This window comes from Streptomyces shinuiensis (assembly GCF_043660855.1).
In the GTDB taxonomy this organism is placed as follows: Bacteria; Actinomycetota; Actinomycetes; order Streptomycetales; family Streptomycetaceae; genus Streptomyces.
Genome location: NZ_JBIHML010000001.1, coordinates 4,911,955 through 4,931,154 on the forward strand (window position 1 = coordinate 4,911,955; position 19,200 = coordinate 4,931,154).

Here is a 19,200-nt window from a genome sequence, read left to right on the forward strand (position 1 = left end):
GCGGGAACAGGGGTTTCGGGTCGTCCGGGTGCGGCGGAGGGCGACCGACGTTGACAGCCGTCGGCAGGCAGTACGCAGGCCTGCTTCTGTAAGGGGGGGGCAGGGATCGGAAGCCGGTTGTGGGTTCGAGTCGGGGCCGCTTTCCGCTCCGGGATCTGGGCTGAAGCCGCCGTCGGAAGCCACTCGACGGTCTCGTGTTCGTGGGGATCATCAAGCTAAGGTCGACCTTCTGTGTCTGGACGAGTTCGGCTACGCGAACCTGGACAAGAAAGGCTCCAGGCTGCTGTTCCAGACCTTCACGGAGCGGGAGGAACGCAAGGCCACGGTGGTCGCGACGAGCTCCCCCTTCGCTGAGGGGAGAGGACGTTCGGCGACCGCCGGCTCTGCGCGGCCATCGCTGACCGCCTCACCTTCCGCGGCATTCTGCCCCGGACCGGCACCGAGTCCTACCGACTCCAGGCCACCTGCGACGAACGCGAAAACCACTGATGGAGGACCCTGTGGCTTCGTACCTGAGGGCGATCCCGACACTGTCACGACGACAGCGCCCGTGGTGAGTTACAGGCGCACGAAGCTCACCATGAGCACAGCCAGGGACAGAAGTAGCATGCCCAGGCAGTTGACCCAGAACGCGGAGTTCAAGGCTCGCGCGCGAATGTGGGATGCGGCGGCCGCCAGGAAGTAGACAACGATCGCAGCAGTGGTCGTCATGGCGACCCCGGGCACCCAGAGCCCGACGATGAGCCCCACCACGGAGGCCGCCTTGGAGGTGATCAGCGCCCACCACCAGTCGCGCGGGAACCGTACGCCGTCCAGGCAGTCGACGATGAATCTCGGTGGACGGAGCATCATCGCGGCGTCGCCCGCCTGTATCCCGAGCAGGATCAGGATTGGCCAGACGGGAGAGGGGAGTTCAGACAGAGTCATCGGCCATTCCCTGCTTATACGGTGACGAATTCGGCGGCGCGCCGGATCCTGGCTGCCGTCTGCTGCCGGTCGGTGGATCCCGCGGCAAGCAGCATCAGCTCACCCAGGTAGCTGGTGAACATCACCTGCGCACCATGCCGGGCACGGGGGTCGGGTATTCCCGCCTTCACCATCGCGGCGGTGAGATTGTCCTCGGTCAACGTGCGCAGCCCGTCGAGGGCCGCGTTCTCGGCTCGATCTCGGGTCAGGGACCGGAAGTACGAGCGTGCGAGTTCGTCGTTCTCGGTGAACAGGTCGAGGAACGGGTCGAAGTAATGGGCCAGGTAGTCGACTGCGGAGGCCGCGGACTCCGTCGCCGGTGGCGCGGGGATGCGGGCGGCGATGGCTTGGTCGTAGACAAGGCTCAACAGAGACTCCTTGTCCCCCACCGCCATGACGGCACCCACGGAAACATTCGCCTCCGCGGCGATCTGCCGCACCGTTGTGCCCTGGAAGCCACGCTCCTGGAAGAGCCTTTCGGCGGCCTCGATGATGCGGGTGGTGGTCCGCCGTTTTCGTTCGGTGCGAGTCGCCTGAACGTGTTCACTGAACATGTTCAGAAGATAGTCGGTGCGGTTGCACCGACGCAATAGTGTCGGTCAGCACGGTTTCAGGACGGAGGCCAGGGACCGGGGCGAACGCGGCGACGGCAGCACGGAGTGGTTCGCGAAGGCCCACCGTGCTACCCCACGACTCTTTGTGGCTGATGCCTGAACTACGGATCCCGGTCTACCGCACGGACAACAGCCCCACCTGATCCACAAAGGAGCCGGACCCTTCCGAGCCGCGCCTGTCAGGGACGCGGGTCGAGAGGGCCCGGTGACACACAAGCTGTCGCCATCCACCCCCACTTCATCGGGGACACTCCGACCAGCACGATCCTGATCAAGAAGTCACCCGATAGAGGTGGCTCTCATTCACTTTGACGATCATGCGCCTGTGTCGTCGTCCGTCCCCTTCGCGGATGGAGCAACCCGGCCCCGAAACTGACCGATGCGGTGGCTCTCGCTTACCCCGATAAAAACAGGTTCCTCCTCTTCCTCTTCCTCCTCGTCCGGCCAGGGGGTGACGTCGGTGGGACGGTTCCCGGCCCAGTAGGGCAGTTCGAAGGGGAGCGGTTCGCCGATGTTCTCGATGATCCCGTCGTCCGGAGACAGACTCAGAGAACGGACGAGGCGCCCGTCCTCCCACACGGCGGACGCGAACCGGTCGACCATGCTGTGCATGGCGTGCAGGACGAGCCGTCGGCCGGTGCTCGCCGCAACGAGGTACTCCGGAAGCCGCGACGGGAAGTCGACCATCACCCCCCGGTCGCAGACGATCTCCAGGCCCGGCCGGCGGGCTGCGTACACCGTCCCGTCCGGCGGGTACACGCCGTCCCGCAGGTTTGAGCCCGTGCCTTCCCCGCTCTCCTGGCCCGGATGCAGGCGACGCAGCAGGGCGGATGTCTGTGCGGGGTCCGCCGCCCCCACCTGCCGCAGAAGGTCCGGCACATCCCCGTCGGCGCACACGAGCAGCCCCGTCTTGGCTCCCAAAGCCCCTCCCGAGATCATCTACGTCTGTTGTCGCACGCTAGCCGCCCGCACCGACATCGGGCGGGCCTCGGCCACCGTGAGCTGATCGATGCCGCCCGCCGCGACGTGCGGAGGAAGCGGTGTCATTCACGAGGACGGCTCCCATCGTCCAGGGACGCAGGCGGGTCCGATTCACCGGACTGCTGAACGAGCGTTTAGTATGTTGAACATGCGTTCAGCCTCCGAGGGCAGGATCACCCGCGCGGTCCTCCGCGACGAATCACTCCGTCTCTTCGCAGAGAAGGGCCCGGACAGCGTCTCCGTACGGCAGATCGCCGCCGCTGCCGGAGTCTCCCCCGGCCTGGTGCTGCACCACTTCGGCTCGAAGGACGGGCTCCGCGAAGAGGTGGACCGGTACGTGCTCGACGCGTTCGACCGGCTGCTGGGGGCGATCACCGCCGACGGCGCGCCGGGTTTCACCGACCCGGCCGCACACGGGTCGCTGACCGAGGCGATGCTCGAGCACCTGCCGGCCGACTCCCCGATCCCCTCCTACCTCTCCCGGCTCCTGCTGTCCGGCAGTGGTTCCGGGCGGCGGCTCTTCGCCCGGCTCTACGAACTGAGCCGGGCGACCCTCGACGCGATGGTCAGGGCCGGGCTCGCCGCGCCGGGCCGGGATCCGGCGGCGCGCGCGGCGGTTCTGATGGCCAACGACCTGGCCGTGCTGCTGCTGCGCGACCACCTCACCGCCGTCCTGGGCACCGACCCGCTGTCGGCCGAGGGCATGGCCCGCTGGGGGCCTGAGGTGCTCGCTATCTATTCCGGCGGGCTCACCGTCGCACCCGAGGGAGAGCCCGAGGGGGATATCGCTCCATGACCACCGCGGCGAACGCCGCGCCGAGTGCCACGGCCGTACTCCGGGCGCGGGGCCCGTACAAGGCGTACGGACCCCGCCGCGGCCACGGCGACACCACCAGCACCCTCATCCGCACCCGAAGGACACCCACGATGGAGATCACCAGGCGTCCCGCCCCGCCCACCGGCATCCGCCGCCTGCTGTTCCGGGCCCCCATCCATCTCTACCGGCTGCGCCTGGGCTGGGTCTTCGGCGGCCGGCTGCTGCTGCTGAACCACACCGGACGCGTCTCGGGCAAGCACCGTCAAGTCGTCATCGAGGTCGTCGAACACGACCGGACCGACGGCAGCTACGTGGTCTGCTCCGGCTTCGGCACCAAAGCCGCCTGGTACCGGAACCTCCTCGCCACACCCCAGGCCGGCATCCAAGTCGGCCTGCGCACCCTCCCCGTCACCGCACACCCCCTCGACAGGGAAGAGGGCGGTGACTTCATGGCCCGCTACGCGCTCCGCCACCCCCGGGCCGCACGCAGACTCGTGCGCTTCATGGGCTTCTCCGTCGACGGCACAGCGGAGGACTACCGCGCGGTCGGACGCCGACTGCCCTTCGTGCGACTCGGCCCACGCCGACCGTGAAGCCGACGGTTTTCCGGCACCGGTCGGTGTGACGGCTTCCGGGCGGCACGGCACCGACCGCCTCGGAGAGTGCCTCACCCCCGTCCGGGCTCCTCAAGGCGGTTGAAGCCGGAAAGGCGGGGCGAGACGGTGAAGGGGAGGGAATCGCCGCCAGGGGCCCTGAGGGCCGCCACGATGTCGTGGTCCGGTTCGCCGAACACCTCGAAGCGCTGCACGGCGCAGTGCTCCGTCACCTCGCGGATGTACGGATCCGACAGCCGCCAGTGGGTACGGACGGCGTCGGAGTCGCGGTAGAGCTGGAAGCTGTGCGCCAGCATCCGTTCCTCGTCGATGAAGACCTCCACCATGAGTTGGGGGCCGTGCTCCTGAACGAACGCCACTGCCTGCGCGATGGCGCGGCGGAAGCCGTCGAGGCGGCCGTCGGCGATGCGCATGGTGTTGCGGAAGAGAACGGTATTGCTGCCTGTGATCTCCATGCGCCGAGTGTCGTATCTCAAGCGAGGCCGAGGTCAAGGGTGCTCCGGAGCCGCCGCACCGCTCAGGCGTAGAGGTCCTCCAGGCCGACGAGCAGTACGTCGCCGTCGCGTGCCGCCTCGGCGCGCAGGGCGTCGCTGAAGCCCGCGCCGCTGAAGCAGGCCAGCCGGCACCCGCCGGTTTCCGTCGCGCCCCGCCCGGTGAGGATCTCCCGGGCCCGCCTGAGCCTCGCCAGGTGCTTCACGCCCATGACCGTGCCCCACTTGGCCTCGCCGAGCAGGGCCACCGACGATCTGCCCGCCCCCGATCCCGGCTCGACCGCGGCCACGTCGATCTCGATCTGCCTGCGTGCCGCCGGGTCGGTGACGACGCCACTGCCCACCTGTCCGGGGAAGGAGTCGAGCAGGGCCTGCCCCGGGCCGAGTACGTACTCGCGGCACACCGCCTCGAAGTGCGGTCCGGCCACCTGGGAGGCGAAACGCTCGGCCGACCGTTCCCACACCTGGGCCGCCTGGCCGCTCTCCAGCCGCGCCCAGGAGGGGCGCATCACGGCCTCGTAGAAGGTGATCAGCGGCTCGCTGATGCGGTAGTGCGACTTCCCGGCGCGGAAGACGTCCGCCTCGCGGACCAGCAGATGGCTGTCCTCCAGGACGTGGAGGGGGTGGGAGATGTCCACCGACTTGCGGCCGATGTAGCCCGCGATCGCTCCCCGGGAGGTGTTGCCCTGGGCCACCGCGGCGAGGACCGAGTGGTAGAGCGCGGTGTCGCGGATGTCCGCCTCCTCGGCCAGCAGGTACCGGGCCTCCCGGAAGAGCGGGCTGAGGGGGGAGAGGACGGTGCGGCAGAGCCAGTCGTCGAACTCCTCCAGGCTGCCGGGAACGTCGTCCGCCAGGAACTGCCGCCGGTACGCGGGTGTGCCGCCGAGGACGGCGTGGAGCCGGGCCGCGAGGGCGGGCTCGTCCGCCACACCCCAGAAGTCCGCCGCCTCCCGGTAGCCGAAGGGCCTCACGACCAGCTCCAGTTGGGCCCGGCCGCGCAGGGGGGCGGTGCTCGCCAGCAGCCCGCCCATGACGGACATCGCCGAGCCGCACAGCAGCAGCCGCATCCGGCTCTCCCGCACCTGGAAGCGGTCGATCTCCCGCTGGATCAACGAGGGGAGCTCCGGAGCCGTCTTCACCAGGTAGGGGAACTCGTCGATCACCACGAGCACCGGCCCCTCGCCGCGCTCGGGCAGGGCCAGCGAGAACAGGTAGGAGATCGCGTCGTCCCAGGTGGCGAAGGAGAACGGGGCCGGGGAGCCGGTGTACTCGGCCAGGGCGGCGCCGAACTGGCGCAGCGACTCCGCGGCGGTCGCGGTCGTGGCCCCGAAGTGGAAACCGCCCCGCTGCTCCACGAGGGCGCGCAGCAGATAGGTCTTGCCCATGCGCCGCCGGCCGCTGACGACTCCGAGCATGGCATGCGGCAGCGGGCGGGCCGCGAAGGCCGCGAGGCCGCCCCATTCGGCGTCCCGGCCGAAGACGTGGGGCGGTTTGGCGGGGAGATTCGGGCGCGGCATCTTGCTCCAGGTGTTAGGACTACACTCCTTAGGAGTGTAGTCCTAACACCTTGGCACGCCCCTGGGCGCAGGGCCTCAGGGCTGAGCAGGCGCGAAGCGCTTCAGCTCGCGGCGGGCCAGGGAGCGCTGGTGGACCTCGTCCGGGCCGTCGGCGAGCTGGAGGGTGCGGGCCCCGGCCCACAGCTCGGCCAGCGGGAAGTCCTGGCTGACACCGCCCGCGCCGTGCAGCTGCACCGCGCGGTCCAGGATGCCCACCACCGTGCGCGGCACCGCGATCTTGATGGCCTGGATCTCGGTGTGCGCGCCCCGGTTGCCGGCGGTGTCCATCAGCCAGGCCGTCTTGAGCACCAGCAGCCGAAGCTGCTCCACCGACACCCGCGCGTCGGCGATCCACTGCTGGACGACGCCCTGTGCGGCCAGCGGTTTGCCGAAAGCGGTACGGGTGCCGGCGCGGCGGCACATCAGCTCGATCGCCCGCTCGGCCATGCCGATCAGCCGCATGCAGTGGTGGATGCGGCCCGGGCCCAGGCGGGCCTGGGCGATGGCGAAGCCACCGCCCTCCTCGCCGATCAGGTTGGCGACGGGGACGCGCACGTCGTGGAAGAGGACCTCGGCGTGGCCGCCGTGCCAGTGGTCCTCGTAGCCGTAGACCGTCATCGCGCGGCGCACCTCGACACCCGGGGTGTCGCGCGGCACCAGCACCATCGACTGCTGGCGGCGGATGTCGTCGCCGTCCGGGTCGGTCTTGCCCATCACGATGAAGACCGCGCAGTCGGGGTTCATCGCCCCGGAGATGTACCACTTGCGGCCGGTGATGACGTACTCGTCGCCCTCGCGCCGGATGCGGGTCTCGATATTGGTGGCGTCCGAGGAGGCGACCTCCGGCTCGGTCATGGCGAAGGCCGAGCGGATCTCCCCGGCCAGCAGCGGCTTCAGCCAGCGCTCGCGCTGCTCGGCGCTGCCGAACTGGGCCAGCACCTCCATGTTGCCGGTGTCGGGCGCGGCGCAGTTGGTGGCGGTCGGGGCGAGCTGCGGGCTGCGGCCGGTGATCTCGGCCAGCGGCGCGTACTGGAGGTTGGTCAGCCCGGCGCCGTGCTCGGCGTCGGGCAGAAAGAGGTTCCACAGGCCGCGCTCGCGGGCGGCGGCCTTCAGCTGTGCCACCACCGGCGGGGTGCGCCACGGCGAGTCCAGCGCCGCCCGCTGCTCGTCGGCCACGGCCTCCGCCGGATGGACGTGCTCGTCCATGAAGGCCAGCAGCTTCTTACGGAGCTCCTCGGTGCGTGCGTCGAATCCGAAGTCCATGGCGGATCAGCCTTCCTGAAGGGTGGTGAGGCCTTCTGAGACGAAGAGGGGGACGAGTGCGCCGATGCGGTCGAAGCCCGCGCCGACGGTCTGCCCGAGGGTGTAGCGGTAGTGGATGCCCTCCAGGATCACGGCGAGCTTGAAGTAGGCGAACGCCGTGTACCAGTCGATGTTCGACACGTCGCGGCCCGACGAAGCGGCGTACCGTTCGGTCAGCTCCCGCGCGTCGGGGTGGCCGGGCGCCTCGCGGGTGGTGGCGATGGGGGCACCGGGGATGTGCCGCTGGCTGCTGTACATCACCAGCAGGCCCAGGTCGGTCAGCGGGTCGCCGAGGGTGGACATCTCCCAGTCGAGGATGGCGGCGATTCGGTCGTCCGCACCGACGAGCACGTTGTCCAGCCGGTAGTCGCCGTGGACGATCGCGGGGGCGGGAGAGGCGGGCAGCCGGCTGCCGAGCAGGGCATGGAGCTCGTCGATGCCGGGCAGCTCGCGGCTGCGGGAGGCGTCCAGCTGCTTGCCCCAGCGCCGCAGCTGCCGCTCCAGGAAGCCGTCGGGCCGCCCGAAGTCGCCCAGGCCGGCGGAGGCCGGGTCCACCGAGTGCAGCTTCACCAGGGCGTCGGACAGGCCGAGCACCAGCTCGCGGGTGCGCTCGGGGCCGAGCGGGGCGAGTTGCTCGGCGGTGCGGTACGGGGTGCCCTCCACGTACTCCATCACGTAGAAGGGCGCGCCGAGGACGTCCTCGTCCTCGCACAGCAGCACCGCGCCGGGCACGGGCACGTCGGTGGGGCCCAGGGCGTTGATCACCCGGTGCTCGCGGGCCATGTCGTGCGCGGTGGCCAGGACGTGGCCCAGCGGAGGACGCCGCACCACCCAGCGCGAGGTCCCGTCGGTCACCTTGTAGGTCAGGTTCGAGCGGCCGCCCTCGATCAGCTCCGCGTTCAGGGACCCCTGGACGAGCCCCGGGCGCTCGCCGTCCAGGTACGCGCGCAGCCGCGCGGGATCGAGGCCCGGTGGGTGGTGCTCGGTCATCGGTAGGCTCCTCGGCGGGAAGAGGGTGGTCGTGCGTACCGAGCCATGATGCCGACCAGTCGGTATGGAGTCCAGGGAGGGCACCGAAAAGAGAGCCCCGACACCGCGTGGAGACGGCGCCGGAACAGGGCGAAGCGGTACGGACGGGTCAGCGGGGGACGGCGGCGACGGCCAGCTCCGTGACCTCCTGCGGCGTCCCGTCGATGGGAACGACCGCGCCCGCCTCGTCCGCGTCCAGTGCCTCCAGCGTCTCGAACTGGGACCTCAGCAGCGCGGACGGCATGAAATGGCCGGTGCGGCCCGTCAGCCGCTCGCCGATCAGCTCGGGCGAGCCGTCCAGATGGAGGAAGAACACCTGGGGCGCGGCCCGGCGCAGCCGGTCGCGGTAGGCGCGCTTGAGGGCGGAGCAGGTCACCACACCGCCCTCCCCGCTCTGTGCCTTGAGCCAGGCGGCGATCGCGTCCAGCCAGGGGGCGCGGTCGGTGTCCGTCAGCGGTACGCCCGAGGCCATCTTCGCCACGTTCTCCGGGGGGTGGAAGTCGTCGGCCTCCGCGTACGGCACTCCCAGCCGCTCCGCCAACGCCGTGCCCACCGTCGTCTTCCCGGACCCGGACACACCCATCACCACGACGAGCGGACTCACAACAGCCACACCACCACTCCAGAGATCGGCACGGCCAGCGTACAGACGGCCGCCGCGTACGTCGTGCGCGTACCCAGCGGGCCCGGCCGGGCCACATCCAGCGCGCGGATACGGCGGTGGGCCAGGGCCAGGAACACCAGCCACACCAGCGCCCCCAGCGCCGCCAGGACGTACTCCCGCGGCGGCCCGCCGTCGTGCACCGACCCGCGGGCCAGCAGCGCCACCACCGCCGCGAAGGCCAGGGTGGTGCGCCGCCACGCCATCCGGGTGCGCTCCGGCTGAGCGGCCGGATCGCGTACGGCCGCCCCGTCCCCACGTGCCCCGTCCCCGTGCGACCCGCGGTCCGCGCTCACCGGCCCAGCTCCCCGAGCACCACCCCGGCGACCACCACCAGCGCGGCCACCGCCGTGCCCAGCGCCAGCAGCACGGGGAAGCGGGACAGCGGCAGATCGTCGCCGCGCCGCATGGCCCGCTCGGTGCGCAGCCAGTGGTTGACCGCCCGCACCGCGCACAGCGCGCCGCCCGCCAGCAGCACCACGGCGATCGCCGTCCGCGGCGCGGCGCGCATCCCCGTCAGGAACTGGTCCACCGCGATGCCGCCCGCCACCAGCGCCAGCGCGGTGCGGATCCAGGCCAGGAAGGTCCGCTCGTTGGCCAGGGAGAAGCGGTAGTCGGGGGTGGCGCCCTCGGTCCGCATCCGCTCCGGCGCCAGCCACAGCCGCAACGAGTCCCGCAGTCCGTACCAGAGCCGTTCGATCACGCTCCCGACACTACGCGGGACTTCCGTCCCGCTTCCGGTGCCACTCCTCCAGCCGCCGGTGGCACTCCAGCCCGTCGGGCACCACGTCCCACTGCGCCAGCCGCCGCTCCACCTCGTCCTCCGGCAGGAAGTCCCACCAGGCGACCTCCTCGGTCTGCGGGCGCACCGGCAGCTCGCACCGCACCTCGTAGACGGCCAGGAACCAGGTGTGCTCCGGCGACTCGTACAGGAAGGTCAGCCGGTGCTCCGGGTGCGGCAGCCCGCTCACCCCCAGCTCCTCCTCGGCCTCGCGCAGCGCCGCCTCGTCGTAGCTCTCGCCCGCGCCGACCACGCCCCCGACCACCACGTCGTACATCGAGGGGAAGACCAGCTTGCCCGGGGTGCGGCGGTGCACGAAGATCCGGCCCCCGGCGTCCCGCACCCGCACCGACACGCTCCGGTGCCGCATCCGCCGGGCGGTGGCCGTACCGCGCCGGGCGCGGCCGATCACACGGTCGTACTCGTCCACGATGTCCAGCAGTTCGTCCGCGGATCTGCCCGCCGTCTCCTCGCTCGTTTCGCTCGCCATCCGGCCATCCAAGCAGCCCGCGGGGGGTGCCGTACCTCCGGGCGGGAGGTTACTCTCCGGTCACCAGCGGACGGACCGAGGAGCGGATGGGCCGATGGCGTACGACGCCGATGTGATCGTGATCGGGGCGGGCCTGGCCGGGCTCGCGGCCACCGCCGAACTGGCCGACGCCGGGCGGAAGGTGATCCTGCTCGACCAGGAGCCCGAAGCCTCGTTCGGCGGCCAGGCGCACTGGTCCTTCGGCGGGCTGTTCCTCGTCGACTCCCCCGAGCAGCGTCGTATGCGCGTGCGCGACAGCCGCGAGCTGGCCTGGCAGGACTGGCTGGGCACGGCCGGCTTCGACCGCGCGGAGGACGCCTGGCCGCGCCGCTGGGCCGAGGCGTACGTCGACTTCGCCGCCGGGGAGAAGCGCGCCTGGCTGCGCGCCCAGGGCGTGAGGCTGTTCCCCGTCGTCGGCTGGGCCGAGCGGGGCGGCTACGACGCCTGCGGTCACGGCAACTCGGTGCCGCGCTTCCACATCACCTGGGGCACCGGGCCCGGCCTGGTCGAACCGTTCGAGCGGCGGGTGCGCCAGGGCGTCCGGCGAGGTCTGGTGGACCTGCGCTTCCGGCACCGCGCCACGGGGCTGGCCCGCAGCGCCGGAGCGGTGGACACAGTCACCGGCGAGGTGCTCGCCCCCAGTGGCGCCGCACGCGGCACGGCCAGCGGCCGGGAGGTGACCGGCGTCTTCGAACTGCGCGCCCAGGCGGTGGTCATCGCCTCCGGCGGCATCGGCGGCAACCACGACCTGGTGCGCGCCAACTGGCCCGAGCGCCTGGGCGCTCCGCCCGGGCGGATGCTCTCCGGAGTGCCCGCCCACGTCGACGGCGCGATGCTGGGCATCGCCGAGGAGGCCGGCGGCCGGATCGTCAACCGCGACCGGATGTGGCACTACACCGAGGGCATCGAGAACTGGGATCCGATCTGGGCGCGGCACGGCATCCGCATCCTGCCCGGCCCTTCCTCCCTGTGGCTGGACGCCACCGGCCGCCGGCTGCCGGTGCCGCTCTTCCCCGGCTTCGACACGCTCGGCACCCTCGAACACATCATGCGCACGGGGTACGAGTACACGTGGTTCGTCCTCACACAGAAGATCATCGAGAAGGAGTTCGCGCTCTCCGGCTCCGAGCAGAACCCCGACCTCACCGGCCGCAGCGTCCGCCAGGTGCTCGGCCGCGCCCGCTCCGGCGCGCCCGGCCCGGTGCGCGCGTTCATGGACAAGGGCGCCGACTTCGTCGTCGAGCGCGATCTGTCCGCCCTGGTGCGCGGCATGAACTCGCTCACCGGGGACGGCCTGATCGACGAGGCCGCCCTGCGCCGCGAGATCACCGCCCGCGACCGCGAGACCGCCAACCCCTTCACCAAGGACCTCCAGATCACCGCCGTCCGGGGCGCCCGCACCTACCTCGGCGACAAGCTGATCCGCGTCGCCCCGCCCCACCGGCTGCTGGACCCGAAGGCGGGCCCGCTGATCGCCGTGCGCCTGAACATCCTCACCCGCAAGACCCTCGGCGGTCTGGAGACCGACCTGTCCTCCCGTGTCCTCACCGAGGGCGGCGAAGCGCTGCCCGGCCTCTACGCGGCGGGCGAGGCCGCCGGCTTCGGCGGCGGGGGCATGCACGGCTACCGTTCCCTGGAGGGCACCTTCCTGGGCGGCTGCCTGTTCTCGGGCCGCACCGCGGGCCGCGCGGCGGCGAAGGCGGTGGGCTGAGCCGGGCGGGCCGGAACGGCGAGGGCCCCGCGCATATCCGCGGGGCCCTCGACTCTCCTGTGTCCGGAGGGGGACTTGAACCCCCACGCCCGATAAAGGGCACTAGCACCTCAAGCTAGCGCGTCTGCCATTCCGCCACCCGGACAGGTGTGTGCCGCCGACCGTGGTCATGGCGACGTGTAAACCATAGCACTGGAGCGGAGCCGGGCGATCACCCCGGCTCCTGTGCCCCGGGCCCCGGAGACGGGAGGATGGGCGCGGACCACGCAACACGAGGAGGCAGTGTGAGCGAGCCGAACACGACCACCACCGCGTCCGACGCGGTCAGGGGCGAGGACGAGGTCGTCGACCTGTGCCGCGATCTCATCCGGATCGACACCAGCAACTACGGCGACCACTCGGGACCGGGCGAACGGGCCGCGGCCGAGTACGTGGCGGAGAAGCTCGCGGAGGTGGGACTGGAGCCGCGGATCTTCGAGTCGCACCCGGGCCGGGCGTCGACCGTCGCCCGGATCGAGGGCGAGGACCCCTCCCGGCCCGCGCTCCTCATCCACGGGCACACCGACGTCGTCCCGGCCAACGCCGAGGACTGGACCCACCACCCGTTCTCCGGCGAGATCGCCGACGGCTGCGTGTGGGGCCGCGGAGCGGTCGACATGAAGGACATGGACGCGATGACGCTGGCGGTCGTGCGCGACCGGCTGCGCAGCGGCCGCAGGCCCCCGCGCGACATCGTGCTGGCCTTCCTCGCCGACGAGGAGGCGGGCGGCACCTGGGGTGCGAAGCACCTGGTGAAACGGCACCCGGAGCTGTTCGAGGGCGTGACCGAGGCGATCGGCGAGGTCGGCGGCTTCTCCTTCACCGTCAACGAGAAGCTGCGGCTGTACCTGGTGGAGACCGCCGAGAAGGGCATGCACTGGATGCGGCTCACCGTGGACGGCACCGCCGGGCACGGCTCGATGACCAACGACGACAACGCGATCACCGAGCTGTGCGAGGCGGTCGGGCGGCTGGGCCGGCACAGGTTCCCGGTCCGGGTGACCAAGACGGTGCGCTCCTTCCTCGACGAGCTCTCCGACGCCCTCGGCGTGGAACTGGACCCGGAGAACATGGACGAGACCCTGGCCAGGCTCGGCGGCATCGCCAAGCTGATCGGGGCGACGCTGCGCAACACCGCCGCCCCGACGATGCTCGGCGCCGGCTACAAGGTCAACGTCATCCCCGGGCAGGCCACCGCCCATGTCGACGGGCGCTTCCTGCCCGGCCACGAGGAGGAGTTCCTGGCCGACCTCGACCGGATCCTGGGCCCGCGCGTGAGGCGCGAGGACGTGCACGCCGACAAGGCGGTGGAGACGGGCTTCGACGGCGCCCTGGTGGACGCCATGCAGTCCGCGCTGAAGGCCGAGGACCCGATCGCGCGGGCCGTGCCGTACATGCTCTCCGGCGGCACCGACGCCAAGTCCTTCGACGACCTGGGCATCCGCTGCTTCGGTTTCGCCCCGCTGAAGCTGCCGCCGGAGCTGGACTTCGCCGGGATGTTCCACGGGGTGGACGAGCGGGTGCCGGTGGAGGGGCTGAAGTTCGGCGTGCGGGTGCTGGACCGCTTCCTCGACCAGTGCTGACCGGTCCGGTACGGCCGGCTCCGTCCCCCCGGTAATCGCCCATGCGTGCGTGTACGACCAGAACGGGTGAATGCGCCCTCGGGCCGTAGCCCGCCTCCTCCGGTGTCGTTACAGGGAGTGCGGTCCGCGGCTGGGATCGCACTGCCAACAAGGAGGAAGAATGATCAAGAAGGTCGTCGCCGTCGCGGCTGCCACCGGTGGTCTCGTGCTCGCGGGCGCGGGTGTGGCCGCCGCCGACTCCGGTGCCCAGGGCGCTGCCATCGGCTCCCCCGGTGTCATCTCCGGCAACGTCATCCAGGCGCCGATCCACGTCCCGGTGAACGTCTGCGGCAACACGGTCAGCGTGATCGGGCTGCTGAACCCCGCCTTCGGCAACTTCTGCGTCAACAGCTGACGTCGCGTCCGGGCCCGCCTGGGCCTGTGCGCGGCGGCCCCGGAGCGCGCGCCATGCGCTCCGGGGCCGCCGTTTCGGCGGGCGGGGAGGCGAGGAGCGCCCCCTGTCCGCGCACAACCCGTAGACCGCAAGCCACCCGCACATCAGAGGGCAAGGGGAAGTACACATGCGACAGGTCACAAGGAAGGGCCTGATCACCATCGCCGCGGCCGGCGGCGTGCTGGCCATGTCGGGCGGTCACGCCGCCCACGCGGACGCCGAGGCCCGGGGCGTGGCCGCGGGCTCGCCGGGCGTGCTGTCCGGCAACACCGTCCAGGCCCCGGTGCACGCGCCGGTGAACGCCTGCGGCAACACCGCGACCGTCGGCGGCGGCCTCAACCCGGCCTTCGGCAACAAGTGCGCCAACGTGGACGACCACCGCGGCGGTCACCACCAGGGCGACCACGGCGGCGGACACCACCGGGGCGGGCACGAGGGCGGGCACCGCGGCGGCCACCAGGAGAACCCCGGCGGGCAGCGCCGGGAGCAGGGCAAGGAGCACGGCGAGAAGCAGCGGGGGAAGCACGCCGGCGACGGCGGTGCCAGGGCCGAGGGCGTGGCCGCGGGCTCGCCGGGCGTGCTGTCCGGCAACACCGTCCAGGCCCCGGTGCACGCGCCGGTGAACGTCTGCGGCAACTCCGTGAACGTGGTGGGTGCGCTCAACCCGGCCGCCGGCAACGAGTGCGCCAACGAGAGCGGCCACAGGCCGTCTCCGGAGAAGCCCGGGCCCGAGCACCCGCAGAAGCCGAAGCCGGAGAAGCCCGAGCAGCCGCAGAAGCCGAAGCCGGAGGAGCCCGAGCAGCCGGAGGAGAGGGACGAGCCCCGTGCCGAGGCCCCCGAGAAGCCCGCTCCCCAGGTCATGGGCGGCGAGCTGGCCCAGACCGGCGGCAGCGGGCTGGGCACGGTCGTCCCGGTCGGTGCCGGAGTGCTGCTCGGCGGCGCCCTGCTCTACCGGCGCGCCCGCGCCATGCGGGGCTGACCGGCGCCGGGAGCCACGGCCGGGAGCACGGCGAGGAGCGGGCTCCGCCCCTTACAGGGGTCGGGGTCCGCTCCTTCCGCCTTCCGCGTCACCAGGTGGCGCGCAACTGGCGGATGATCCGCCGCCGCAGCCGCACCTGGCGGCTGCCGTCGGAGTTGAGCCTGAGGCGGTCCAGTTCCCAGTGTCCGTACTCGGCGTGTTCGGTCAGCAGACGTGTGGCGGCCTTGCGGGAGACCCCGCGCGGGACGTACACATCACGAAATTCGTATTCCGGCATCACATCTATTGTGCGTGCGGGGCCCCGGTACGGATAGCGTCTGCACTATGTCTGATGCTGCGCAGCCCGGTGCTGCCGAGGTACGAGCCGCCGCCGAAGAGTTGAAGACCGCGCTGGACCGTCACCTCGAAGCCGTCGAACGACGGTCTGCCGAGGGGGGCTCGGGCGCCGGGGCCGCCCGGGCCGAGGCCGCCGTCCACGCCGCCTTCGACGAACTCGCCGCGGCGGGCGAGGCGTACGACGAGCTGTTGTACGACGTCTACGACGAGGTCACACCCTTCGAGATCCCGGGTGGCGACAACATGCCCGCCTACGCCGGGCCTGAGGAGCCCAGCACCCTCAGCGTCCTCATCCGCCGCGACTACACCGTCGTGGAGCCGCAGCGTCTGATGGCCCAGGCGCAGCGCGTCACCGCGCTCGACCCGGACTCGGCGGACGCGGACGAGGAGGCGCTGGAAGGCCCCTTCGCCGGGAGCGGGGTGCACGCGGCCCTCAGCGTGCTGTTCGGCGAGTACGAACCGGACGAGATCGCCACCCGGCACGAGGAGTTCGGCATGGAGGAGGGCGACTCCACGCTCTGGGTGATCGCGGGCGACGAGCCCGCGGAGCCGGGGGAGTGGCTGGGTTCGCCCTTCGACGGGGCCGACCCCGAGCAGGTCGTCTGCCGCTTCGACGTCAGCACCGTCTTCGACGAGGAGGAGGACCTCTACGGCGAGGACGGGGACGCCGGGCCGGTGGTCCGGGCCGCGGACTGACCCGGACCTGCTCCTGCGGCCCTGCCGCCGGCCCGCGGCCCGGCGGCAGGGCCGGCGGCCCCAGGGGTCAGCCCGCGGCCTCCGGCGCCTGCGCCGCCTGCGCGAGCAGCAGCGTGCGCAGTCGTGTCGTGCGCTCCGGGGCCGGGATCCGCTCCACCGCCCGAGGCAGTGCCTGGTCCACGCCGTGCACCACGGACAGATGCCGCTCACCGCGGCCGAACGCCGTGTACACCCAGGCGCGGCTGAGGGCCGGGACCGCGTCGCCCGGAAGCACCACCACGGCCGCCGGCCAGCGCGTCCCGACGGCCTGGTGGGCGGTGATCGCCCAGCCGTGCCGCACCGTCCGCGCCACCCGCTCGCGCGGGACGGTGACGGCGCGGCCGGAGCAGTCCAGACGCAGGCCCTCCTCGTCCCCCGACACCACCGTGCCCAGCGCGGTGTGCCCGGGGGCGGGGGAGTGGGCCACCCGGTCGCCCGGGTCGAAGCCGCCGAACCGGCCGGGGCCGGGGTTGAGCCGTTCCTTGAGCGCGGCGTTGAGCACCCGGGTGCCCGCGGCGCCGCCGTGGCCGGGCGTGATCACCTGCGTCAGCCCGGCGGGCACCCCCAGCGCCCGCGGCACCGAGTCGGCGACGAGCTGCACGGTGCGGTGCACCGCCTCCCCGGCGTCGCGCACCGGGACGATCACCACCTCCCGGCCGGGCGCCTCCACCTGGTTCAGCTCGCCGATCCCGATGCCCGAGACCAGCTCGCCCACCGGCCCGGGATCCGGGGTGCGGGAGACCACCTGCGGGCAGACGCGCGCCGCCAGCAGATCGGCCAGTACCTGGCCCGCGCCCGCCGAGCCGAGCAGATGCGGATCGCCGCTGAGGACCAGCCGCGCACCGTCCGGCAACGCCTCGACCAGCATCGCCGCGCGTTCGGCGTCGAGCTGGGGGGCGTCCAGCACGGCGAGCAGGTCCAGCGCGTACGCGCCCTCCTCGTCGCGGCCGGGGCCCTCCCGGCCGGCCAGCAGCCCGTCGACGGTGACGGCCGCCGGACCCGGGCCGCCGTCCGGGTCGTTGTCCCGGCCGTCCTCGCCACCGCCTCCTGCGTCCAGCGGCCCCGCCAGCCGCCGCCTGCCGTCCTCGCTGTGCGCGGCGGCGTACGCCCGCAGCCCCAGTGCCCGGGCCGCGGCCACCAGCGCGGCCGGCTCGGCGCGGGCGGCCTCGCCGCCGGTGTGCGCCACCAGGCCGCTGCGGGCGGCGGCGCGCACCAGCTCGGCCGCGGACGGGCCGGGCGCCCTCCGCGCGGCTTCCTCCCAGCGGGCCGCCTCCTCCTCGCCGGGCGGGGTGAAGGTGCTGTTCAGCCGGGCCAGGCCCTCGGCCAGGCTCTCCTCGGCCAGCGCGTGGCGCTCCAGGCCGACGAGCAGCCGCACGGGCCGCTCGCCCTCCTCTTCCTCCTCGTCAGCCCCGGCTTCCCCGGCCCCGGAGCCCTCCTCCCCGGCGTCCTCGAAGGCCAGCACCGCGCCCGCGTCGACCGCCTCGCCCACCGCCGTCTCCGGATCCGGTACGCCGTACCGGGCCAGCCCTCCGGCCAGGGCCTCGGGGCCGAGCACCGTGTGCCCGGACAGCGCCGCCCGCTCCAGCAGCCACACCGCCAGGGCCCGGCAGCGCCGTTCGTCGCCCGGACCGCTCTCAGGCCCCAGCAGCGCCCGTGCGAAGCCGTCCGCCTGCTCCGGCGCCACGCCCGCGACGGCCAGCAGCTCCCATGGATCGGCGCGCAGCACCTCCTCGGCGCCCTCGCCGAAGGTCTCCGCCACGGCCGCGCCCAGCGACGCGGGCGCGCCGCCCTCGGCCAGCAGCGCGGTGACGCCCTCGGGCACGGCCACCGGTCCGCCGCCCGGTGCGGCCCGCGGACCGTCCCGGCCGCCGGGCCGGGCGGCCGGGACGGTCCGCCGGGGCCGGGGTGCGGGCTTCGGCTCGGCGAAGAACTCGGCGGCCGAACGCTCGCCGCTCTCCACGGCGCGTACGGCGGCCATGAGTTCCGCGGCCCTGTCCCGGGCGCCCGGGGCGGCGGTCTGGCGGGCCTGATCGTCGTTGTCGGCGCCGGACGCGGTCACAGCGTGCTCCAGTCGTGATCGGGATAGCGGTGCACCGGGGCCGACACATCGTCCAGCGCCCGGCAGATCTCGTCGGGAAGCGTAAGGCCCTCCACTGACAGAGCCTCGCCGAGCTGCTGCGACGTACGCGGGCCGATGATCGGGGCGGCCACCCCGGGCCGGTCGCGCACCCAGGCCAGCGCCACCTGGAGCGGGGTGACGGCCAGCCCGTCGGCGGCCGTGGCGACCGCGTCGACGATCCGCGCCGCCGCGTCGTCCAGATAGGGCTCCACGAAGGGCGCCAGATGTTCCGAGGCCCCGCGCGAGCCGGGCGGGGTGGAGCGCCGGTACTTGCCCGTGAGCACCCCCCGGCCCAGCGGCGAGGACGCCAGCAGCCCCACCTCCAGGTCCAGTGCGGCCGGCAGCACCTCCCGCTCCACACCGCGCTGGAGCAGGGAGTACTCCATCTGGACGCCGGCCAGCCGGGTGCGCGCCCCCGGAGCGGCGAGCTGCCAGGTGGCGGCCTTGGCCAACTGCCAGCCGCAGAAGCCCGCCACCCCCGCGTAGCGGGCGCGGCCGCTGGCCACCGCGGTGTCGAGGGCCTGGAGGGTCTCCTCCACAGGGGTGAAGGGGTCGTAGGAGTGGACCTGCCACAGGTCGACGTAGTCGGTGCCCAGCCGCTCCAGGGAGGCGTCCAGAGCGGCCAGCAGATGGCCGCGCGAGCAGTCGGAGCGCCGCTCGGGGTCGGGCACGCCGCCCGCCTTGGTGGCGATCACCAGATCCCGGCGGGGCACCAGGTCCTGCACCAGCCGGCCCAGGAGGTACTCGGCGCCGCCGTCGGCGTACACGTCGGCGGTGTCCACCAGTGTCCCGCCGGCCGCCCAGAAGGACTTCAGCAGGTCGGCCGTCTCCCGCTCCCCGGTGTCCCTCGCCCAGGTGAGCGTACCGAGCCCGATCCGGGATACGCGGAGGCCGGTGCGGCCCACGTGCCTGTGCTCCATGGGC

Annotated in this window: 21 protein-coding genes, 1 tRNA gene and 1 pseudogene; 8 read left to right on the top strand and 15 right to left on the bottom strand. The window is 72.6% G+C overall.

Annotated elements, in window-relative coordinates; translation table 11 throughout:
• Window positions 1-28: 28 nt before the first annotated feature.
• Window positions 29-343, top strand: a pseudogene (locus ACGRHY_RS22210) (ATP-binding protein); the annotation flags it as partial.
• 215 nt (window positions 344-558) lie between these two features.
• Here the strand turns inward: ACGRHY_RS22210 and ACGRHY_RS22215 are convergent.
• From ACGRHY_RS22215 to ACGRHY_RS22225, 3 genes are all read right to left on the bottom strand, one after another.
• Window positions 559-927 carry a DoxX family protein gene (locus tag ACGRHY_RS22215; protein ID WP_394637074.1) on the bottom strand — a complete coding sequence of 123 codons (369 nt, stop codon included), beginning with the start codon at window positions 925-927 and terminating at the stop codon, window positions 559-561.
• 14 nt (window positions 928-941) lie between these two features.
• Window positions 942-1,520, bottom strand: coding sequence for a TetR/AcrR family transcriptional regulator (locus tag ACGRHY_RS22220; protein WP_394637075.1), 579 nt, complete (start codon window positions 1,518-1,520; stop codon window positions 942-944).
• A gap of 375 nt (window positions 1,521-1,895) precedes the next feature.
• Window positions 1,896-2,501, bottom strand: a complete 606-nt coding sequence (locus tag ACGRHY_RS22225; protein ID WP_394637076.1) for a DUF6928 family protein — start codon at window positions 2,499-2,501, stop codon at window positions 1,896-1,898.
• A 208-nt stretch (window positions 2,502-2,709) separates the two neighbouring features.
• Here ACGRHY_RS22225 and ACGRHY_RS22230 point away from each other — a divergent pair, with 208 nt between their 5' ends.
• Window positions 2,710-3,357 carry a TetR/AcrR family transcriptional regulator gene (locus ACGRHY_RS22230; protein WP_394637077.1) on the top strand — a complete coding sequence of 216 codons (648 nt, stop codon included), beginning with the start codon at window positions 2,710-2,712 and terminating at the stop codon, window positions 3,355-3,357.
• Window positions 3,354-3,971, top strand: a complete 618-nt coding sequence (locus tag ACGRHY_RS22235; protein WP_394637078.1) for a nitroreductase family deazaflavin-dependent oxidoreductase — start codon at window positions 3,354-3,356, stop codon at window positions 3,969-3,971. Before ACGRHY_RS22230 ends, ACGRHY_RS22235 begins: the two co-directional genes overlap by 4 nt.
• A gap of 74 nt (window positions 3,972-4,045) precedes the next feature.
• On the opposite strand, the gene ACGRHY_RS22240 is transcribed toward ACGRHY_RS22235, so the two are convergent.
• The 8 genes from ACGRHY_RS22240 to ACGRHY_RS22275 all read right to left on the bottom strand — a co-directional run bounded on the left by ACGRHY_RS22240 (window position 4,046) and on the right by ACGRHY_RS22275 (window position 10,302).
• Complete coding sequence (locus tag ACGRHY_RS22240; RefSeq protein WP_394637079.1) at window positions 4,046-4,447, bottom strand: hypothetical protein; 402 nt, start codon at window positions 4,445-4,447, stop codon at window positions 4,046-4,048.
• A 62-nt stretch (window positions 4,448-4,509) separates the two neighbouring features.
• Window positions 4,510-6,000 (bottom strand): ATP-binding protein, encoded by a 1,491-nt coding sequence (locus ACGRHY_RS22245; RefSeq protein ID WP_394637080.1) that lies wholly within the window; start codon window positions 5,998-6,000, stop codon window positions 4,510-4,512.
• Window positions 6,001-6,075: 75 nt separating this feature from the next.
• The gene (locus tag ACGRHY_RS22250; RefSeq protein WP_394637081.1) at window positions 6,076-7,302 is read right to left on the bottom strand and encodes an acyl-CoA dehydrogenase family protein; all 1,227 of its coding nucleotides are present in this window, start codon (window positions 7,300-7,302) and stop codon (window positions 6,076-6,078) included.
• 6 nt (window positions 7,303-7,308) lie between these two features.
• Window positions 7,309-8,331 (bottom strand): phosphotransferase family protein, encoded by a 1,023-nt coding sequence (locus ACGRHY_RS22255; RefSeq protein ID WP_394637082.1) that lies wholly within the window; start codon window positions 8,329-8,331, stop codon window positions 7,309-7,311.
• A gap of 148 nt (window positions 8,332-8,479) precedes the next feature.
• Window positions 8,480-8,953, bottom strand: a complete 474-nt coding sequence (locus ACGRHY_RS22260) for a gluconokinase (protein WP_394638159.1) — start codon at window positions 8,951-8,953, stop codon at window positions 8,480-8,482.
• 17 nt (window positions 8,954-8,970) lie between these two features.
• Window positions 8,971-9,327, bottom strand: a complete 357-nt coding sequence (locus tag ACGRHY_RS22265; RefSeq protein ID WP_394637083.1) for a DUF202 domain-containing protein — start codon at window positions 9,325-9,327, stop codon at window positions 8,971-8,973.
• Window positions 9,324-9,671, bottom strand: a complete 348-nt coding sequence (locus ACGRHY_RS22270; RefSeq protein WP_394638160.1) for a YidH family protein — start codon at window positions 9,669-9,671, stop codon at window positions 9,324-9,326. The genes ACGRHY_RS22265 and ACGRHY_RS22270 overlap by 4 nt, the downstream gene beginning before the upstream one ends.
• A 73-nt stretch (window positions 9,672-9,744) precedes the next feature.
• Window positions 9,745-10,302: an NUDIX domain-containing protein gene (locus ACGRHY_RS22275; protein ID WP_394637084.1), complete on the bottom strand. Its 558-nt coding sequence runs from the start codon at window positions 10,300-10,302 to the stop codon at window positions 9,745-9,747.
• Window positions 10,303-10,396: 94 nt separating this feature from the next.
• Between ACGRHY_RS22275 and ACGRHY_RS22280 the strand changes: the two genes are divergently transcribed.
• The gene (locus ACGRHY_RS22280) at window positions 10,397-12,052 is read left to right on the top strand and encodes an FAD-binding dehydrogenase (RefSeq protein ID WP_394637085.1); all 1,656 of its coding nucleotides are present in this window, start codon (window positions 10,397-10,399) and stop codon (window positions 12,050-12,052) included.
• A gap of 60 nt (window positions 12,053-12,112) precedes the next feature.
• On the opposite strand, the gene ACGRHY_RS22285 is transcribed toward ACGRHY_RS22280, so the two are convergent.
• Window positions 12,113-12,197: transfer RNA gene (locus ACGRHY_RS22285), tRNA-Leu, on the bottom strand.
• Between the two features lie 139 nt (window positions 12,198-12,336).
• On the opposite strand from ACGRHY_RS22285, the gene ACGRHY_RS22290 reads away from it, so the two are divergent.
• The 3 genes from ACGRHY_RS22290 (at window position 12,337) to ACGRHY_RS22300 (ending at window position 15,086) form a co-directional block, all read left to right on the top strand.
• Entirely contained in the window at window positions 12,337-13,674 is a 1,338-nt protein-coding gene (locus ACGRHY_RS22290) for a M20/M25/M40 family metallo-hydrolase (protein ID WP_394637086.1), read from the top strand.
• 160 nt (window positions 13,675-13,834) lie between these two features.
• Window positions 13,835-14,068 carry a chaplin gene (locus tag ACGRHY_RS22295; protein WP_394637087.1) on the top strand — a complete coding sequence of 78 codons (234 nt, stop codon included), beginning with the start codon at window positions 13,835-13,837 and terminating at the stop codon, window positions 14,066-14,068.
• Window positions 14,069-14,234: 166 nt separating this feature from the next.
• Window positions 14,235-15,086: a chaplin gene (locus ACGRHY_RS22300; protein WP_394637088.1), complete on the top strand. Its 852-nt coding sequence runs from the start codon at window positions 14,235-14,237 to the stop codon at window positions 15,084-15,086.
• Between the two features lie 88 nt (window positions 15,087-15,174).
• Here ACGRHY_RS22300 and ACGRHY_RS22305 read toward each other — a convergent pair whose 3' ends face one another.
• Complete coding sequence (locus ACGRHY_RS22305; RefSeq protein ID WP_093662929.1) at window positions 15,175-15,363, bottom strand: DUF5703 family protein; 189 nt, start codon at window positions 15,361-15,363, stop codon at window positions 15,175-15,177.
• A gap of 47 nt (window positions 15,364-15,410) precedes the next feature.
• On the opposite strand from ACGRHY_RS22305, the gene ACGRHY_RS22310 reads away from it, so the two are divergent.
• Complete coding sequence (locus ACGRHY_RS22310) at window positions 15,411-16,118, top strand: hypothetical protein (RefSeq protein ID WP_394637089.1); 708 nt, start codon at window positions 15,411-15,413, stop codon at window positions 16,116-16,118.
• A 67-nt stretch (window positions 16,119-16,185) separates the two neighbouring features.
• On the opposite strand, the gene ACGRHY_RS22315 is transcribed toward ACGRHY_RS22310, so the two are convergent.
• Both ACGRHY_RS22315 and ACGRHY_RS22320 read right to left on the bottom strand, forming a co-directional pair.
• Window positions 16,186-18,135, bottom strand: coding sequence for a helix-hairpin-helix domain-containing protein (locus ACGRHY_RS22315; protein WP_394638161.1), 1,950 nt, complete (start codon window positions 18,133-18,135; stop codon window positions 16,186-16,188).
• Between the two features lie 77 nt (window positions 18,136-18,212).
• The gene (locus ACGRHY_RS22320; RefSeq protein ID WP_394637090.1) at window positions 18,213-19,196 is read right to left on the bottom strand and encodes an aldo/keto reductase; all 984 of its coding nucleotides are present in this window, start codon (window positions 19,194-19,196) and stop codon (window positions 18,213-18,215) included.
• Between the last annotated feature and the right edge of the window lie 4 nt (window positions 19,197-19,200).

Coding starts and splice junctions, on each gene's coding strand:
- ACGRHY_RS22235 (WP_394637078.1), top strand. CDS start 3,354: ATGACCACCGCGGCGAACGCCGCGCCGAGTGCCACGGCCGTACTCCGG.
- ACGRHY_RS22280 (WP_394637085.1), top strand. CDS start 10,397: ATGGCGTACGACGCCGATGTGATCGTGATCGGGGCGGGCCTGGCCGGG.
- ACGRHY_RS22320 (WP_394637090.1), bottom strand. CDS start 19,196: ATGGAGCACAGGCACGTGGGCCGCACCGGCCTCCGCGTATCCCGGATC.
- ACGRHY_RS22315 (WP_394638161.1), bottom strand. CDS start 18,135: ATGGCCGCCGTACGCGCCGTGGAGAGCGGCGAGCGTTCGGCCGCCGAG.
- ACGRHY_RS22295 (WP_394637087.1), top strand. CDS start 13,835: ATGATCAAGAAGGTCGTCGCCGTCGCGGCTGCCACCGGTGGTCTCGTG.
- ACGRHY_RS22250 (WP_394637081.1), bottom strand. CDS start 7,302: ATGGACTTCGGATTCGACGCACGCACCGAGGAGCTCCGTAAGAAGCTG.
- ACGRHY_RS22260 (WP_394638159.1), bottom strand. CDS start 8,953: ATGGGTGTGTCCGGGTCCGGGAAGACGACGGTGGGCACGGCGTTGGCG.
- ACGRHY_RS22215 (WP_394637074.1), bottom strand. CDS start 927: ATGACTCTGTCTGAACTCCCCTCTCCCGTCTGGCCAATCCTGATCCTG.
- ACGRHY_RS22230 (WP_394637077.1), top strand. CDS start 2,710: ATGCGTTCAGCCTCCGAGGGCAGGATCACCCGCGCGGTCCTCCGCGAC.
- ACGRHY_RS22245 (WP_394637080.1), bottom strand. CDS start 6,000: ATGCCGCGCCCGAATCTCCCCGCCAAACCGCCCCACGTCTTCGGCCGG.
- ACGRHY_RS22300 (WP_394637088.1), top strand. CDS start 14,235: ATGCGACAGGTCACAAGGAAGGGCCTGATCACCATCGCCGCGGCCGGC.
- ACGRHY_RS22255 (WP_394637082.1), bottom strand. CDS start 8,331: ATGACCGAGCACCACCCACCGGGCCTCGATCCCGCGCGGCTGCGCGCG.
- ACGRHY_RS22275 (WP_394637084.1), bottom strand. CDS start 10,302: ATGGCGAGCGAAACGAGCGAGGAGACGGCGGGCAGATCCGCGGACGAA.
- ACGRHY_RS22310 (WP_394637089.1), top strand. CDS start 15,411: ATGTCTGATGCTGCGCAGCCCGGTGCTGCCGAGGTACGAGCCGCCGCC.
- ACGRHY_RS22240 (WP_394637079.1), bottom strand. CDS start 4,447: ATGGAGATCACAGGCAGCAATACCGTTCTCTTCCGCAACACCATGCGC.
- ACGRHY_RS22270 (WP_394638160.1), bottom strand. CDS start 9,671: ATGCGGACCGAGGGCGCCACCCCCGACTACCGCTTCTCCCTGGCCAAC.
- ACGRHY_RS22220 (WP_394637075.1), bottom strand. CDS start 1,520: ATGTTCAGTGAACACGTTCAGGCGACTCGCACCGAACGAAAACGGCGG.
- ACGRHY_RS22305 (WP_093662929.1), bottom strand. CDS start 15,363: ATGCCGGAATACGAATTTCGTGATGTGTACGTCCCGCGCGGGGTCTCC.